13 protein-coding genes are annotated in these 16,839 nt (G+C 58.8%); 6 read left to right on the forward strand and 7 right to left on the reverse strand.

The features are described 5' to 3' along the window. Positions 1-129: 129 nt before the first annotated feature. The 4 genes from KRR23_RS10125 to KRR23_RS10140 form a co-directional block, all read right to left on the reverse strand. The gene (locus KRR23_RS10125; RefSeq protein WP_216742387.1) at positions 130-1,731 is read right to left on the reverse strand and encodes an ABC transporter substrate-binding protein; all 1,602 of its coding nucleotides are present in this window, start codon (positions 1,729-1,731) and stop codon (positions 130-132) included. 302 nt (positions 1,732-2,033) lie between these two features. Beyond that, entirely contained in the window at positions 2,034-3,659 is a 1,626-nt protein-coding gene (locus tag KRR23_RS10130) for an ABC transporter substrate-binding protein (RefSeq protein WP_216742388.1), read from the reverse strand. A 258-nt stretch (positions 3,660-3,917) separates the two neighbouring features. Further along, positions 3,918-5,519 (reverse strand): ABC transporter substrate-binding protein, encoded by a 1,602-nt coding sequence (locus KRR23_RS10135; protein WP_216742389.1) that lies wholly within the window; start codon positions 5,517-5,519, stop codon positions 3,918-3,920. A gap of 453 nt (positions 5,520-5,972) precedes the next feature. Next, positions 5,973-6,689 (reverse strand): SIMPL domain-containing protein, encoded by a 717-nt coding sequence (locus KRR23_RS10140; RefSeq protein ID WP_216742390.1) that lies wholly within the window; start codon positions 6,687-6,689, stop codon positions 5,973-5,975. Positions 6,690-7,080: 391 nt separating this feature from the next. Between KRR23_RS10140 and KRR23_RS10145 the strand changes: the two genes are divergently transcribed. The 4 genes from KRR23_RS10145 to KRR23_RS10160 all read left to right on the forward strand — a co-directional run bounded on the left by KRR23_RS10145 (position 7,081) and on the right by KRR23_RS10160 (position 11,633). Next, positions 7,081-8,343: an ATP-binding protein gene (locus KRR23_RS10145; RefSeq protein WP_103315782.1), complete on the forward strand. Its 1,263-nt coding sequence runs from the start codon at positions 7,081-7,083 to the stop codon at positions 8,341-8,343. Further along, positions 8,336-8,896 carry a response regulator transcription factor gene (locus KRR23_RS10150; RefSeq protein ID WP_103315781.1) on the forward strand — a complete coding sequence of 187 codons (561 nt, stop codon included), beginning with the start codon at positions 8,336-8,338 and terminating at the stop codon, positions 8,894-8,896. The genes KRR23_RS10145 and KRR23_RS10150 overlap by 8 nt, the downstream gene beginning before the upstream one ends. Before the next feature lie 96 nt (positions 8,897-8,992). After that, the gene (locus KRR23_RS10155; protein WP_216742391.1) at positions 8,993-10,720 is read left to right on the forward strand and encodes an ABC transporter ATP-binding protein/permease; all 1,728 of its coding nucleotides are present in this window, start codon (positions 8,993-8,995) and stop codon (positions 10,718-10,720) included. A 166-nt stretch (positions 10,721-10,886) separates the two neighbouring features. Further along, entirely contained in the window at positions 10,887-11,633 is a 747-nt protein-coding gene (locus KRR23_RS10160; protein WP_216742466.1) for a FadR/GntR family transcriptional regulator, read from the forward strand. 11 nt (positions 11,634-11,644) lie between these two features. On the opposite strand, the gene KRR23_RS10165 is transcribed toward KRR23_RS10160, so the two are convergent. The 3 genes from KRR23_RS10165 to KRR23_RS10175 all read right to left on the reverse strand — a co-directional run bounded on the left by KRR23_RS10165 (position 11,645) and on the right by KRR23_RS10175 (position 14,070). Then, entirely contained in the window at positions 11,645-12,001 is a 357-nt protein-coding gene (locus KRR23_RS10165; RefSeq protein WP_216742392.1) for a hypothetical protein, read from the reverse strand. Between the two features lie 243 nt (positions 12,002-12,244). After that, a complete protein-coding gene (locus KRR23_RS10170; RefSeq protein ID WP_216742393.1) occupies positions 12,245-12,436 on the reverse strand; it encodes a hypothetical protein in 192 nt (63 codons plus the stop codon). Between the two features lie 14 nt (positions 12,437-12,450). Continuing rightward, positions 12,451-14,070 carry a phospholipase gene (locus KRR23_RS10175; protein ID WP_216742394.1) on the reverse strand — a complete coding sequence of 540 codons (1,620 nt, stop codon included), beginning with the start codon at positions 14,068-14,070 and terminating at the stop codon, positions 12,451-12,453. A gap of 236 nt (positions 14,071-14,306) precedes the next feature. Here KRR23_RS10175 and kdgD point away from each other — a divergent pair, with 236 nt between their 5' ends. Continuing rightward, positions 14,307-15,218: a 5-dehydro-4-deoxyglucarate dehydratase gene (kdgD, locus tag KRR23_RS10180; protein ID WP_216742395.1), complete on the forward strand. Its 912-nt coding sequence runs from the start codon at positions 14,307-14,309 to the stop codon at positions 15,216-15,218. 74 nt (positions 15,219-15,292) lie between these two features. Further along, on the forward strand, positions 15,293-16,738 hold the full coding sequence (locus KRR23_RS10185; RefSeq protein ID WP_216742396.1) for an aldehyde dehydrogenase family protein: 1,446 nt from the start codon (positions 15,293-15,295) through the stop codon (positions 16,736-16,738). Positions 16,739-16,839 lie beyond the last annotated feature (101 nt).

Here is a 16,839-nt window from a genome sequence, read left to right on the forward strand (position 1 = left end):
TTGGTGATCCGGCTATTTGGTTTTGAACTCATTCACGTATCGCAAACGTTTGCATTTGGCGTGTTCGCCGAATTCAGGCAACACCTTTGCGTGAGGGCGAAAATCGCCCTCAGGTTTTTGGCTAATCAGTTATTGGTCGATGCTGACACCCGAGAAGACGTTACGGCCGAAGGGGCTGACCTTGAATCCTTCGACTTTGGCGCTCAACGGCTGGTTGACCGTCGAGTGGGCGACAGGGGTGATCGGCACTTGCTGCTTGAGCAATTGCTGAGCCTGTTTGTAGAGCACCGTGCGTTGCTCACGGTCGGTGACAATCTTGGCCTGCTTGATCAGCTTGTCGTATTGCGGGTCACACCACATGGAGTAGTTGTTGCCGCCAATCGCGTCGCAGCTGTAGAGGGTGCCCAGCCAGTTGTCCGGGTCCCCGTTGTCGCCGGTCCAGCCGATCAGGCTGATGTCGTGTTCGCCATTCTTGGTGCGTTTGATGTACTCGCCCCATTCGTAGCTGACGATCTTCACTTTCAGGCCGATTTTCGCCCAGTCCGACTGCAGCATTTCAGCCATCAGCTTGGCGTTCGGGTTGTAGGGCCGCTGTACCGGCATGGCCCAGAGCGTGATCTCGGTGCCTTCCTTGACCCCGGCAGCCTTGAGCAATTCCTTGGCTTTTTCAGGGTTGTAGGCGGCGTCTTTGATCGTTTCGTCGTAGGACCACTGGGTCGGTGGCATGGCGTTGACCGCCAGTTGGCCGGCGCCCTGGTACACCGCCTTGAGAATCCCCTGCTTGTTCACCGCCATGTCCAGTGCCTGGCGTACTTCGAGCTGGTCGAAGGGTTTGTGCTGCACGTTGTAGGCGATGTAGCCAAGGTTGAAACCGGGCTTCTCGATCAGTTGCAGCTTGGGGTCGTTTTTCAGCGCCTCGACATCGGCCGGGCGTGGGTGCAGGGTGATCTGGCATTCGTTTTTCCTGAGCTTCTGCACGCGCACCGACGCATCGGTGTTGATGGCGAAAATCAGCTGGTCGAGCTTGACCCGGCTCGGGTCCCAGTACTGCTTGTTGCCGGTGTAACGGATGTTGGAGTCTTTCTGGTAGCTCTTGAACACGAACGGCCCGGTGCCGACCGGCTTCTGGTTGATGTCGCTCGGCTTGCCGGACGCGAGCAACTGGTCGGCGTATTCGGCGGAGAGAATCGCGGCGAAACTCATGGCGATGTTCTGAATGAACGCGGCGTCTACCGAGTTCAGGGTCATGACCACGGTCAACGGCCCGGTCTTCTCGACCTTGGCGATGTTCTTGTTCAGGCTCATCCCGTTGAAGTACGGAAACTCGGTCGGGTAAGCCTTGCGGAATGGGTGCTCGGTATCGAGCATGCGATTGAAGGTGAACAGCACATCGTCGGCGTTGAAGTCGCGGCTCGGTGTGAAGTACTGGGTGGTGTGAAATTTCACCCCTTCGCGCAGGTGGAACGTGTACTTGAGACCATCCTCGGAAATATCCCAACGTGTGGCCAGGCCCGGTACGACATTGGTGGAGCCTTTTTCGAACTCGGCCAGCCGGTTGTATAAGGGTTCGGCAGCGTCGTTGTCGGTTGCAGTGGTGTACTGCGCGGTGTCGAAGCCTGCCGGGCTGCCTTCAGAGCAAAACACCAGGCTGTTGTTGGCGGCCTGGCTGATTGACGTGGCGGCCAACAGGCCGGTGCCCAGCAATGCGGATAAAACCAAAGTATGGCGCATAACGCTCCCTCTCTTTTTAGGTGTTAAACAGTGAGTCGTCGTCCCGTCCTGGGACGTGCAGACATCACTGATCCAAAGCCATGGGGTCAGCAGTTGCCAGCCGCAGCGAAAAAACGGCCGTACCCCGACGGTATGGGTCGAAGGTCAGGCGGTAAATGCGTAAGGCCTGAAAAACAGGTAGGAAAAGGCGACACGTCCTAATCCCGCTGCAGTAGTCCGCAGTGGTTTGGGAAGTAGGCGAATTCCAGCTGTCTTGGCAGATAAGGCAACGGCGACGTCAAGGACGTCACCGTTGCAAAACCTTATTTGCTGACGCTGACTCCGTAGAAGGAGTTCAAGCCAAACGGGCTGATCTTGAAGTCCTGCACGTTGTCGCGCATGGGTTGGAACACCGTCGAGTGAGCGATAGGTGTCATTGGAACGGCGTCTTTGAGGACGTGTTGCGCCTGTTTGTACAGTTCGGTGCGCTTGGCCTGATCGGTGGTGCGCTTGGCTTCTTTCACGATGCCGTCAAACTTCTTGTCACACCATTTGGAGAAGTTGTTGCCTTGCAGCGAATCGCAGCCGAACAGCACGTTCAGCCAGTTGTCCGGGTCACCGTTGTCGCCGCTCCAGCCAATCAGCATCGCGCCGTTTTCGCCGCCTTTGGAGCGCTTGATGTACTCGCCCCACTCATAGGTCACGATCTTGGCCTTGATACCGATCTTGGCCCAGTCGGACTGCAGCATTTCAGCCATCAGCTTGGCGTTCGGGTTGTAAGGACGCTGCACCGGCATCGCCCACAGGTTGATCTCGGTGCCTTCCTTGATGCCAGCTTCCTTGAGCAGCTCGCGGGCTTTCTCAGGGTTGTATGGTGCATCCTTGATGGTGGTGTCGTAGGACCACTGGGTTGGCGGCATGGCGTTGACCGCCAGTTGACCCGCACCCTGGTAAACCGAATCGATGATCTGCTGCTTGTTGACGGCCATGTCCAGTGCCTGACGCACTTTCAGTTGAGCCATCGGGTTCGGCTGATCGCTGCCCTTGATCTTGTCCATCACGTTGTAGGCGATGTAACCCAGGTTGAAACCAGCCTGGTCAGGCACCTTCAGAGTCTTGTCTTCTTTCAGCGCCTTCAGGTCGGCCGGGCGTGGGAACAGGGTGATCTGGCACTCGTTCTTTTTCAGCTTCTGAATACGCACCGACGGGTCGGTGGTGATGGCGAAGATCAGGTTGTCGATCTTGACGTCGTCAGGCTTCCAGTAGTCCTTGTTCCCGGTGTAGCGGATGTTGGAGTCTTTCTGGTAGCTCTTGAACACGAACGGACCAGTGCCGACCGGCTTCTGGTTGATGTCGGCGGCTTTGCCTTCCTTGAGCAGCTGGGCAGCGTACTCGGCGGACTGGACCGACGCGAAGCTCATGGCCATGTTCTGGATGAACGCGGCATCAACTTCCTTGAGGGTGAACTTGACGGTGTGATCGTCGACTTTATCGATCTTGGTGATGTTGGTGTCCATCCCCATGTCGGTGAAGTACGGGAATTCGGTAGGGTACGCCTTACGGAACGGGTCATCCTTGTTAATCATGCGATTGAAGGTGAACAGCACGTCGTCGGCGTTGAACTCACGAGTTGGCTTGAAATACGGGGTGGTGTGGAACTTGACGCCTTCACGCAGGTGGAAGGTGTAAGTCAGGCCATCCGGGGAAATGTCCCAGCTGGTGGCCAGGCCAGGAACAACGGCGGTGCCGCCACGTTCGAACTGGCTCAAACGGTTGAACATGGTTTCTGCAGAGGCGTCGAAGTCGGTTCCGGTGGTGTATTGACCAGGATCAAAACCGGCCGGGCTCCCTTCGGAACAGAACACCAGGTTAGTCGCAGCGAAGGCGGAAGGAGCGCTAGCTAACAAGCTTGCGCCGACTAAAAACGGAATGACCGCGTGTTTAAGCATGGTGGCCTCATGATTTGTTGTCATTTTTGGAATTAGAGGACGACCTCGTGAGTCGACCTGCGGATACTTATGCAGGGCCCATACCCAATGCAAGATGCCGGGGAGCTACAAGCCTTAAACAGTGGCACGAACGTACCTAAATGTCGCATATGTATAAAAGTTGACGCATTTGACCGTTTGCGGTCGTATTTCTCGGTGCAAACGACGCACCATAGAGGTGCGGCCAGGGCGCCTGGCGCACCCGGCCGGAGCGCGGTGTTACTTATTTATACCCACGCCATAAAAGGGTGTGAGGCCGAACGGGCTGATCTTGAAGTCGGAAACTTCCTTGCGCAGAGGCTGAAAAACCGTCGAGTTGGCGATCGGTGTGATAGGCACTTGTTGCTTAAGGATTTTTTGTGCCTGTTGATAGAGCTTGACCCGCTCGTCACGGTCAGTGGAGACCTTGGCCTGCTGAACCAGCTTGTCGTACGCCGGGTCGCACCACTTGGCGTAGTTGCTACCTTTCACGGCGGCGCAGCTGTAGAGCACGCCGAGCCAGTTGTCCGGGTCACCGTTGTCGCCGGTCCAGCCGTAGATCATCGCGTCGTGCTCGCCGTTCTTGGCGCGTTTGATGTACTCGCCCCATTCATAGCTGACGATGTTGGCCGTGATGCCGACCTTGGCCCAGTCCTGCTGGATCATCTGCGCTGACATTCGCGCGTTCGGATTGGACGCCCGCTGCACGGTCATTGCCCATAAGTTGATAGTGGTACCGGGTGCAACCCCTGCTTCTTTTAGTAGCGCCTTTGCTTTGGTGGGGTCGTAGGGCGCGTCCTTGATGGTCGGGTCATACGACCATTGCGCTGGCGGCAGGGCGTTCTGCGCCAGTTGCCCGGCACTTTGATAGACGGCCTTGATGATCGCCGGCTTGTCGATGGCCATGTCCAGCGCCTGGCGAACCTTGAGCTGGTCCAGTGGCGGGTGGGATACGTTGTAGGCCAGGAAGCCAAGGTTGAAACCGGCTTGCTTGAGCACCCGCAGGTTCGGGTCCTGTTCCATCACCTCGATGTCGGCCGGGCGCGGGTAACCGCTGACCTGGCACTCGCGGGTCTTGAGCTTTTGCAGGCGCACGGCGGCGTCCGGGGTGATCGAGAAAATCAGGTTGTCGAGTTTCACATCCTCGGGTTTCCAGTAGGCGCGGTTGGCGCTGTAGCGGATCTGCGAGTCCTTCTGATAACGCTTGAACACAAAGGGTCCGGTGCCGACCGGCTTCTGATTGAGGTCAGCGGCTTTGCCTTCCTTGAGTAACTGCGCGGCGTACTCGGCGGACTGGACCGACGCGAAGCTCATCGCCAGGTTCTGCACAAACGCGGCGTCAATGTTGTTCAGGCTGAAGCGCACGGTGTGTTCGTCGACCTTATCGACACTCTTGATCGTGGTGTTCAGGCCCATGTCGGTGAAGTACGGCGACTCGGCGGGGTAGGCCTTGCGAAACGGGTTTTCGGGGTCGAGCAAGCGCTGGAAGGTGAACAGCACATCGTCCGCATTGAAATCGCGGCTCGGCGTGAAGTAGTCGGTGGTATGAAACTTCACCCCGTCACGCAGGTGGAAAGTGTAGGTCAGGCCGTCTTTGGCGACCTCCCAACTCGTCGCCAACCCCGGCTCGACTTCGGTGCCACCGCGTTTGAACTGGGTCAGGCGGTTGAAGACTGTTTCTGCCGAGGCATCGAAATCCGTGCCGCTGGTGTACTGGCTCGGGTCGAACCCGGCAGGACTGGCTTCGGAGCAGTAGACCAGGGTCGTCGCGGCCTGGGCGAATGGGGCGATGGTGGCGAGGGTGAGGGCAAGCAGAAGCGGTTTGACGGTGGTTCTATCCATGGAGTCCCCGAGGGTTTGGCGGCGGCTTTTCCTGGAGAGTAGCGTTGTTGACGGGGAGCGCGGAAATATCCGTTTGTTAGGGTGACCCCTCTGTTATGGCATACACGGCGGGTTGTTGGCCTTAGAAGTGTGTGGTCCGCGGCTCAGCCCAGCAGTCCGGAGTACTTCCCCCATCCCCATAGGGCAAAAAAGCCGAAGAATGAATAGGCAACCATTCGATGGGAAATAACGACCCAACGTCGTAGATGCGGGGGAAAGCGCTTGATGTCACCGATAGAGTGCGGGTCGCTTCTCAGCAGAAATGAATCTTGCGCGTGCAGCATTTGATCGTTCCCACGCTCCCGCGTGGGAATGCCTCTTGTGACGCTCCGCGTCACGGTACTGGGACGCGGAGCGTCCCGGGCTGCATTCCCACGCAGAGCGTGGGAACGATCAATCACGAGAGCTCTGGCATTACGGCATCAACACTTCAATCGAGCCATCGGCGGTCATGTTGACCTGGCTGGTGCCGGCTTCGACATCCGGGGTCACCGGTGCCGAGTCCATGCCCGCAGCTTTCATCATCATTGGCGCACGCAGGTAAGGCTGTGGATAGCCGTTGCTGTTGAGGTTCAGGTTGACGATTTTGTAACCCTTGCCGCCCAGTGCATCGGTGGCCAGTTGGGCGCGGGCCTTGAAGGCGGTGACGGCTTCTTTGAGCAGCGCATCTTCGCTGGCCTTGCGGGTCGGGGTGGCGATGGCGAAGTCCATGCCGCCCATTTTCAGGTCGGTCAGCAGTTCGCCGGTGAGTTTGGACAGCGCCGCGAAGTTCGAGCTTTCCAGGCGCAGTTCGGCACGTTCACGCCAGCCGGTGATCTTCTGGCCCTTGGAGTCGTAGATCGGGTAGCTGTGACGGCTGCCCTGACGCAGGGTGATGTCCTTGACCTGTTTGGCCTGGGCTAGCGCCTTGTTCATGGTGGTGCTGACGTCGGCGGCGAGTTTCGCCGGGTCGGTGTTTTGTTCTTCGGTGTAGAGGGTCACGATCATCAGGTCGCGGGCCACTTCCTGACTGACTTCGGCGCGCAGGGAAATCTGGTTGTAGTGAAGTTCGTCGGCGGCCAACGCTGGCAGGCTGGCGAGGGTGCCGGCACTGAGGGCGAGAAGGGCGGCGCTGCGGCGCAATGTGTTCATGAAAGCTCCTTGGATGATGCGCAGGGGTTATGGTCCGAGCCTGCGTGAAACCATCAGACTGTAGCTTTTATTGTCGGGTTCACCCGATTACAACTTCTATACAGATCTGACCGCACACCGTTCCCCTTGGCAGAAGAGCTTTTGTGGCGAGGGAGCTTGCTCCCGCTGGACTGCGAAGCAGGCCCAAAACCTGTCGACTGGATATTTCAGGGAAACCGCGTACACAGGATTACGACTGCTGCGCCCGAGCGCGGACCGGCCGGCGGGGGCAAGCCCCCTCACCACAATGGATCTTCAATGTCCTGTGGCGCTTTGCCGCACTTTTGCCTGTCGGGGCCCTCGCTTGGTTATACTCGACGCGATCCGCCTGGAGCGCTCATCAGGAGAGCTCATGCTCGCCCCCGTACAACTGCTTTCCGCGACTCGCCAGAACCTCTGGCGACTGACGTTCATCCGCACCCTGGTGCTGGCCGCTCAGGCCGGTTCGGTGGGGCTCGCCTACTGGTTCAACCTGTTGCCGCTGCCGTGGTTTCAACTGGCGGCGACCCTCGGTTGCTCGATGCTGTTGTGTGCCTTTACCGCGATCCGCTTGCGCACTTCGTGGCCGGTCACCGAGCTCGAATACGCTGTGCAACTGGCCTGCGACCTGTTTATCCACAGTGCGCTGCTGTACTTCTCCGGTGGTTCGACCAACCCGTTCGTTTCCTATTACCTGGTGCCGCTGACCATCGCCGCCGTGACGCTGCCGTGGCGTTATTCGGTGATTCTCTCGGGCATCGCACTGGCGATGTACACCTTGTTACTGGCGCAGTTTTACCCGCTGGAAACATTCCCGATGTACCGGGAAAAGATGCAGATCTATGGCATGTGGCTGAGTTTTGCCTTGGCCGCTGCGGTGATTACCTTCTTTGCTGCGCGGATGGCCGAAGAGCTGCGCCGCCAGGAAGAACTGCGGGCGATTCGCCGGGAAGAAGGCCTGCGCGATCAACAATTGCTGGCCGTGGCGACCCAGGCCGCTGGCGCCGCTCATGAATTGGGCACGCCGCTGGCGACCATGAGCGTGCTGCTCAAGGAAATGCAGCAAGACCATCACGACCCGCTGCTGCAAGATGATTTGAGAGTGCTGCAGGATCAGGTAAAGCTGTGCAAGGAGACTTTGCAACAGCTGGTTCGCGCCGCCGAAGCCAATCGCCGGCTGGCGGTAGAGATGCAGGGTGTCAGCGTCTGGCTCGATGAAGCGCTTAATCGCTGGCACCTGATGCGTCCCGAAGCGACCTACCGTTTGCGGCGCCTGGGACTTGGCGATGAGCCGCGTCTGGCGCCGCCGCCGGACCTGACCCAAGCCTTGCTGAACTTACTGAACAACGCCGCCGATGCCTGCCCCGAAGGGCTGGAAGTGACGCTGAACTGGGATTCCGTCGAGCTGACCATCAGTATTCGCGACCATGGCGCCGGTGTGCCGCTGGCGATTGCCGAACAGATCGGCAAGCCGTTTTTTACCACCAAGGGCAAAGGTTTCGGCCTGGGCCTGTTTTTGAGCAAGGCCAGCGTGACACGCGCTGGCGGCTCAGTGAAACTCTACAGTCATGAGGAAGGCGGTACGCTCACCGAGCTGCGCCTGCCCCGTGTCGCCCGAGGAGACGAACATGAGTGACGAGATCCAAGTCGAAGGCGAAGACCTGCCGCATTTGTTGCTGGTAGACGACGACGCAACATTCACCCGCGTCATGGCCCGCGCCATGAGCCGCCGTGGCTTTCGGGTCAGCACTGCAGGCTCTGCCGAAGAAGGCCTGACCATCGCTCAGGCCGATCTGCCTGATTTTGCCGCGCTGGACCTGAAAATGGACGGTGATTCGGGCCTGGTGCTGCTGCCCAAGCTGCTCGAGCTCGACCCGGAAATGCGCGTGGTGATCCTCACCGGTTACTCGAGCATTGCCACCGCCGTCGAGGCAATCAAGCGCGGCGCCTGCAACTACCTGTGCAAACCGGCTGACGCCGATGACGTGTTGGCCGCCTTGCTGTCCGAGCACGCGGACCTCGACACCCTGGTGCCGGAAAACCCGATGTCGGTGGACCGCCTGCAATGGGAGCACATCCAGCGCGTGCTGACCGAGCATGAAGGCAACATCTCCGCCACTGCCCGCGCCCTGGGCATGCACCGGCGTACTCTGCAGCGCAAACTGCAGAAGCGTCCCGTTCGTCGCTGAACCGGCGCTGAACGGTTATCGCCAGACCTCGCGACAACCCGAGCCGATCATCTATGATCGGCTTGTGCCTGTTCTTTTCTTTATCGAGTCTGAACCATGAATCAGAACGCTGAATATTCCGCGGTCAACGACAGTGTGCGCGGGCAGTTTTTTCGCCGTGTCTGGCAGATGATCACGCCGTACTGGCGCAGTGAAGAGAAGGGTACCGCCTGGGCATTGCTGATCGCGGTGATCGTGCTGTCGCTGATCAGCGTGGGGATCTCGGTGTGGTTCAACACCTGGTACAAGGATTTCTACAACGCCCTGCAAAAAAAGGACGAAGCGGCTTTCTGGCAGTTGATCCTGTATTTCAGCGCGATTGCCGCGGTGGCGATTGTCGGTGCGGTGTACCGGCTCTATCTGACCCAGATGCTGACTATTCGCTGGCGGGCCTGGCTCACCGAGAAGCACTTCGCCCGTTGGCTCGGCGACAAGAACTACTATCAGCTGGAGCAGGGCGGTTACACCGATAACCCGGACCAGCGGATTTCCGAAGACCTTAACAACTTCACGTCCAACACCCTGGCTTTGGGGCTGGGCCTGATCCGCAATATCGTCAACCTGGTGTCGTTCTCGATCATCCTGTGGGGGGTGTCGGGCAGTATCGAGGTGTTTGGCTTTACCATTCCTGGCTACATGTTCTGGTGCGTGCTGGTCTATGCGACGGTCGGTAGCTGGCTGACGCATTTGATCGGTCGCCGCTTGATCGGTCTGAATAACCAACAACAACGCTTCGAAGCCGACCTGCGTTTTTCCATGGTCCGGGTGCGTGAAAACGCCGAGAGTATCGCCCTGTACAACGGCGAACCGAATGAACATCAGCGCTTGAGCACACGGTTTGGCAGGGTCTGGCACAACTTCTGGGACATCATGAAAGTGTCCAAGCGCCTGACCTTCTTTACCTCCGGTTACGGCCAGATCGCGATTATCTTCCCGTTCATGGTCGCCGCGCCGCGCTACTTTGCCGGCAAGATCGAACTCGGTGAACTGATGCAAATCAGTTCGGCCTTCGGCAACGTGCAGGAGAGTTTCAGCTGGTTCATCAGTGCGTACCAGGACCTCGCCTCGTGGCGCGCCACCTGCGACCGTTTGCTGAGTTTCCGTCAGGCCATGAGCGAAAACGAAGAGCGCCAGCCGGCCATCGACGTGCAGAATCAGGGCTCAGAGCTGAAAATCCACAACCTGGGGCTGGACCTGGCCGACGGTCGTCACTTGCTGACCAATGCCGACATGACGGTAGAGGCAGGCGAGCGCGTCATGCTCAGCGGTCGTTCCGGCAGCGGCAAATCCACCTTGCTGCGGGCGATGGGGCACCTTTGGCCTGCGGGGCACGGCAACATCCGACTGCCGGCTGCGCGCTATCTGTTCCTCCCGCAAAAGCCGTATCTGCCGATTGGCAGCCTGCGTGACGCCCTGAGTTATCCACAGGCCGGCGACACCTACACGCACGAGCACTACGCGCGCGTGCTGGAAACCTGCCGTTTGCCGCATCTGGTTTCCCGCCTCGACGAAGCCAATCACTGGCAGCGAATGCTCTCGCCGGGTGAGCAGCAACGTCTGGCGTTTGCCCGAGCGCTGCTCTATGCACCGCAATGGCTGTACATGGACGAAGCGACCTCGGCGATGGACGAAGAAGATGAAGCGTCGCTGTATCAGGCGCTGATCGATCACTTGCCAGGCCTGAGCATCGTCAGCGTCGGCCATCGCAGTAGCCTGAAACGTTTCCATCCACGGCATGTGCGCATCGACAGCGGCCATCTGCTGGAGCAAACAGTCACCGCGTAAACACTTCCCCTCCGTAGGAGCTGCCGCAGGCTGCGATCTTTTGCCTTTAAAAGATCGCAGCCTGCGGCAGCTCTTACGTCGGGGGGTGTTGTAGCTCGACAGTGATCGTACAACTGCGCTGCGCTATGATGCGTTCACCACCGTTTGCCTGAGACTGATGTTCACCATGGAAAACCCGATCGACGCCCCCCGTCTTCCGCGCAAGCGCCGCAGCCTCGCGCAGGAACTGGTCACGGTGCTGTCCGAGCAGATTCGCGACGGCATGCTCAAGCGTGGCGACAAGTTGCCCACCGAGTCGGCGATCATGGAGGCTCATGGCGTCAGCCGCACCGTGGTGCGCGAAGCGATATCGCGTTTGCAGGCGGCAGGGCAGGTCGAAACCCGTCACGGCATCGGCACGTTTGTACTCGACACGCCAAGCCCAAGCGGCTTTCGCATTGATCCGGCCACCGTGGTGACCCTGCGTGATGTGCTGGCGATTCTGGAGTTGCGCATCAGCCTCGAAGTCGAGTCCGCCGGCCTCGCCGCACAACGCCGCAGCCCCGAGCAGTTGGCCTTGATGCGCGCGGCTCTGGATGCCCTCAACGAAAGCGCAGCCCACGCCGGCGATGCGGTGGCATCGGACTTCCAGTTCCATTTGCAGATTGCCCTGGCCACCGGCAACCGCTACTTCACCGACATCATGACCCACCTGGGCACCAGCATCATTCCGCGTACCCGGCTCAATTCTGCGCGGCTGGCCCACGATGACCAGCAGCACTACATGAGTCGTCTGGCCCGCGAGCACGAAGAAATCTACGACGCCATCGCCCGCCAGGATTCGGACGCAGCCCGCGCAGCCATGCGCCTGCACCTGACCAACAGCCGCGAACGACTGCGCCATGCCCATGAAGAGGCAGAAGCGCAGCGCTGAGGCGGGACGGGTTATTTTTCGACTTTGATGACCAAGTCTGGGGATTGAGCCTCATTGCCGGATTGCTCAACGACGCTGTAATGCAGTTTGGCAGTGGCGCCTGCAACGAGGTTCTTTTCAAAGACGTGTTTCGGGATGGCGACAGTAATAGTTTTTCCCACCTCCGCAGCAGTTACAACGTGCACTGCGCTCCAATGATTGCCGTAAGAGGGTTGAACGGTAAACTTGACTGTCTGGCCTGCCACCATGTTTGCATACGACGGAACCAATCCGTGGGCCGGGTCTATCAAGTTGTGAACGTAAAGCACCCCTTCTTGGGCTTCTTTAAGGGCGGGGGGGGCAAGCAGAACCTTCTGTTGTGCGGTCATGATCAAAATCCCTTTAGCGATATTTCAAACCGTTTGATAAGCACCGCTTTGAACGCTGCGCTGAAGGAGCCGGTCTGTTAACTCCCGAGCTATTTAAGTCACAGCCGGCTAAGTCCGCCTACTGTCAGAAATTACAGGTTCGACGAACGGTAGGTATTCGGAGGTCCAGCTGCAAGAAGGGTATCGCCTGGCAGACTGCTTTCGCTTGCTCGCGAAGGGGCCGGCAGTCAGTTCTCTATAACTTCAGCCAGTCTTGAGGATCGAACGATCCACCCTCACCGCCAGTTTCCCGGCTCCGGGTTTGGCGTTAAACGCTACGTTCCCTTTGTCATCCACAACTGCCCGAGCAACCGGCACGCCATTGGCCAGCAGTTCCAGCGGGGCACCGTTGAGGGATTGGCCCGAGGCCAGTTCGAGTGTCAGGTTGATAGTCATCGGTGATTTCCTTATCAGGCGTTACGGTCAATGAAGGTGCTGGTGTGCGCGTCGATCGAGCCGATCAGCTCGGGTGAGCCGCCGCGAAACTGGCGGAAAATGTTGCGTGAGGCGCCATTGCCCGGCACGTTCAGCGTCGGCTGGAAGCGTTCGCTCAACTCCGCGTAATTCGACCAGGGGCCGATGTAGGACTCGTTCAAGTCGTTGGTGTAGCTGAAGGCGTAACGCACAGCGTTGCCGGGCAACCAGTTGGGTTCGCCGGGCGTTTGGCTCTTCCAGCCGTCAGCCTGGATCGTCGGTGCTGTGGCTGGGGATTCCAGGTAGCCGGCCGGTTTGTTCGGTGTGTAGTCCTTGAGCAGCAAGTAAGTGCTCCAGCCCCACCAGTTGTCGATCCGGCTGCTGTCGTTGAGGTTGTTGACGTCGCTGCGACGCAGCACCTTGTTGCCATCCAGAACAAATAACCCGGAGAAGTTGCCCGCCGGTTTTTTCACGGCGTTGAGGTCCGGCAGATACTTCAGCGCAACGTAGCTGGAAGGCGCGGGCAGTGAACCGCTGAGGAAGGTCCCGAAGACTTCGTCGGCCGAGCGCTGGACCGCGAGTTTGACCTGTTTGCGGTTGGTGCTGTCGACCGAGTCGAAGTAGCGTTTGTCGCCGTAGGCATGCCACTGATCACCGTTGGCGTTGTTCACGTTGAGGCCGTATTTGCTGTCTTCGTCATGCATGAAACGGGTGATCAGCGAACCCAGGTCACTCGGCGTAACCGCTGCTGCCAGTTGTTTGCGCGGGATTCGCAGATGGCCGGCAGAGAACAGGTCGGTCAGGTAATGGTCGGCAAATGCATTCATTGCGTAGGCCAGTTCCAACTGCTTTTCATCGCCACTGTTGTGGGCCAGAACGGCCTGTTGCAGGGCGGCGGTGTGCCCGGCGATGTACGCCAGCAATGCCCATTCGCCGAAATGGTCGGCGTTGTTCGCCGCCAGTTTCAGATAGCGCCCCAAGGGGAACAATGCCGAGACGAAGCTGCCGCCGCCGGTAATCTTGTTCCACTCTTCGGACAACGTATCACCGAGAGCATCGTAGGCTTCGTGGGGTTGTTTGCCGTCCTTGATCGCCTGATTGGCGGCGGCGATTTCCTTCTGCATCACGCCGAGAATCAATCCGGCTTCTGCTCGCGAAGCTGGTAGTACGGCCAGTGAGTTGAACGCGGCAGTAAAACGCTGGATGCGATCAACCGGGGTCGCGCCATCGCAGATTGGCTGGTCGGGAATGCCGTAGAAATCACCGCCTAGCGAAACGATTTGGCCGTAGCTCAGTGCCAGGCCATTGGGCAGGTGCAATGGCACTTGCCAGGCCGCAATGGCCGGTGCGTCTTTGACGAAGCGCAGCAGGGTGGCATCGCCGATGGCGGTGTGTTCACCGCCTTCGAAGCGCGGTGCGGGCTCGGTGTACAGCGATTTTCCAGCCAGACCAGGTGGGTGATGTTTGGGCCTGTGATGACTGCGAGTCAGCAGTATCAGGTGATCGCCGTCACCGGAAATGGCAATGCCACGTTCGCTGAACAGCTGATCCAGATCGGCAATGATCCGGTCGTCATGATTGAGGTTTTCCTGCGGTTGGGTGTGTAGACCTGACACTTCTAGCTCCTTGATATGTCGTAGGTTGTGTCTCGAATAGCTGTATGTATATACAGTTATTATCGAGCATAGCTGCAAACTCTCCTACGTCAAGGAAGTGCTTTTTCTTACCCGGATTTTCCATCTGGCGATGAAATGCAGTTGACGGTCGTATTTTAAGTTGTACGATGACTTACAACTTCGGCGAGAGCTGAGCGGGTTTTCTCATCACAACGTGCGTCCAGGGTGTTCGAATAATGAATCCACAAGAACTGAAGTCCATCCTCTCCTCCGGTTTGCTGTCGTTCCCGGTTACCGATTTCAATGCTCAGGGCGATTTCCATCGCGCGGGCTATATCAAACGTCTCGAATGGCTGGCCCCATACGGCGCTTCGGCCTTGTTCGCCGCAGGCGGCACTGGTGAGTTCTTCTCCCTGGCGGCCAGCGAATATTCCGATGTGATCAAGACGGCTGTAGACACCTGCGCCAGCAGCGTGCCGATTCTGGCCGGTGTCGGTGGTTCGACCCGTCAGGCCATCGAATACGCTCAAGAAGCCGAGCGCCTGGGCGCCAAAGGCTTGCTGCTGCTGCCGCACTACTTGACTGAAGCCAGTCAGGACGGCGTTGCCGCTCACGTTGAAGCCGTGTGCAAATCGGTAAAAATCGGTGTAATCGTCTACAACCGTAACGTCTGCCGCCTGACCGCGCCGCTGCTGGAACGCCTGGCTGAACGCTGCCCGAACCTGATCGGCTACAAGGATGGCCTGGGCGATATCGAGTTGATGGTGTCGATCCGTCGCCGCCTCGGTGATCGCTTCAGCTACCTCGGTGGCCTGCCGACCGCAGAGGTTTACGCCGCTGCCTACAAGGCTTTGGGCGTTCCGGTCTATTCCTCGGCGGTGTTCAACTTCCTGCCGAAAATGGCGATGGATTTCTACCACGCCATCGCTCGCGACGATCACGCTACCGTCGGCAAACTGATTGATGACTTCTTCCTGCCTTACCTGGACATCCGTAACCGCAAGGCCGGTTACGCGGTGAGCATCGTCAAGGCGGGCGCGAAAATCGCCGGCTACGATGCCGGCCCCGTACGTACCCCGCTGACTGACCTGACGCCAGAAGAGTTTGAAATGCTCGCGGCGTTGATGGACAAGCAAGGCGCGCAATAACCCGCTGAATCAACCAGGGCCGCTGAGCAATCGGCGGCTTTTTGTGTAAGAACTTCTGTTAAGGGGAAAGCGCTGTGGCAGACGTAAAACGATTCGACAATTACATCGGCGGCCAATGGGTCGCAGGTGCCGAGTACTCGACCAATATCAACCCGTCCGAGTTGTCCGATGTCATTGGCGAATACGCCAAGGCTGACCTGGCTCAGGTAAACGCCGCCATCGACGCCGCTCGTGCTGCATTCCCGGCCTGGTCGACCTCAGGCATTCAGGCACGCAGCGATGCGCTGGATAAAGTCGGCATCGAAATCCTCGCGCGTCGCGAAGAACTCGGCACCTTGCTGGCACGGGAGGAGGGCAAGACCCTGCCTGAAGCCATCGGCGAAGTGTCTCGCGCCGGCAACATCTTCAAGTTCTTCGCGGGCGAATGCCTGCGCTTGTCCGGTGATTACCTGCCGTCAGTGCGTCCTGGCGTCAACGTCGAAGTCACCCGCGAAGCCCTTGGCGTGGTGGGTTTGATCACGCCGTGGAACTTCCCGATTGCGATTCCCGCGTGGAAAATCGCCCCAGCGTTGGCCTACGGCAACTGCGTGGTGCTAAAGCCGGCGGAACTGGTGCCCGGTTGCGCCTGGACCCTGGCTGAAATCATTTCCCGTGCCGGCTTTCCGGCCGGGGTGTTCAACCTGGTGATGGGCAGCGGTCGAGTGATCGGCGACGCCATGGTCAACAGCCCGAAAGTCGATGGCATCAGCTTCACCGGTTCGGTGGGCGTAGGCCGGCAGATCGCGGTCAACTGTGTGTCGCGTCAGGCCAAGGTTCAGTTGGAAATGGGCGGCAAGAACCCGCAGGTCATTCTCGACGATGCCGACCTCAAGCAGGCTGTCGAGCTGTCGGTGCAGAGTGCGTTTTACTCCACTGGCCAGCGTTGCACGGCCTCGAGCCGCTTGATCGTCACCGCCGGGATTCACGACAAATTCGTTGAGGCCATGGCTGAGCGGATGAAGTCGATCAAGGTCGGGCATGCCCTGAAAAGCGGCACTGATATCGGCCCGGTGGTTTCCCAGGCACAACTGGAACAGGACCTGAAGTACATCGACATCGGCCAGAGCGAAGGTGCGCGACTGGTCAGCGGCGGTGGCTTGGTGACCTGCGACACCGAAGGCTATTACCTTGCGCCAACGCTGTTTGCCGACAGTGAGGCTGCCATGCGTATCAGCCGCGAAGAGATCTTCGGCCCGGTGGCGAACATCGTTCGGGTGGCCGATTACGACGCAGCGCTGGCGATGGCCAATGACACCGAGTTCGGTTTGTCGGCGGGCATCGCCACCACGTCGCTGAAGTACGCCAACCACTTCAAGCGCCACTCCCAGGCGGGGATGGTGATGGTCAATCTGCCGACCGCCGGCGTCGATTACCACGTGCCCTTTGGTGGCCGAAAAGGTTCATCCTATGGATCGCGGGAGCAAGGTCGCTACGCGCAGGAGTTCTACACCGTGGTGAAGACTTCCTATATCGGTTCGTAACACGCAACACCGCTCTCTGTGGAAGCGAGCAAGCTCGCTCCCACAGAAAGCAAAAAATAAAATGATTACCCGCAAAAAAAATAATTAGTGGGAGTACATCT

The organism is Pseudomonas sp. CVAP#3, from assembly GCF_018986375.1.
In the GTDB taxonomy this organism is placed as follows: domain Bacteria; phylum Pseudomonadota; class Gammaproteobacteria; order Pseudomonadales; family Pseudomonadaceae; genus Aquipseudomonas; species Aquipseudomonas helvetica.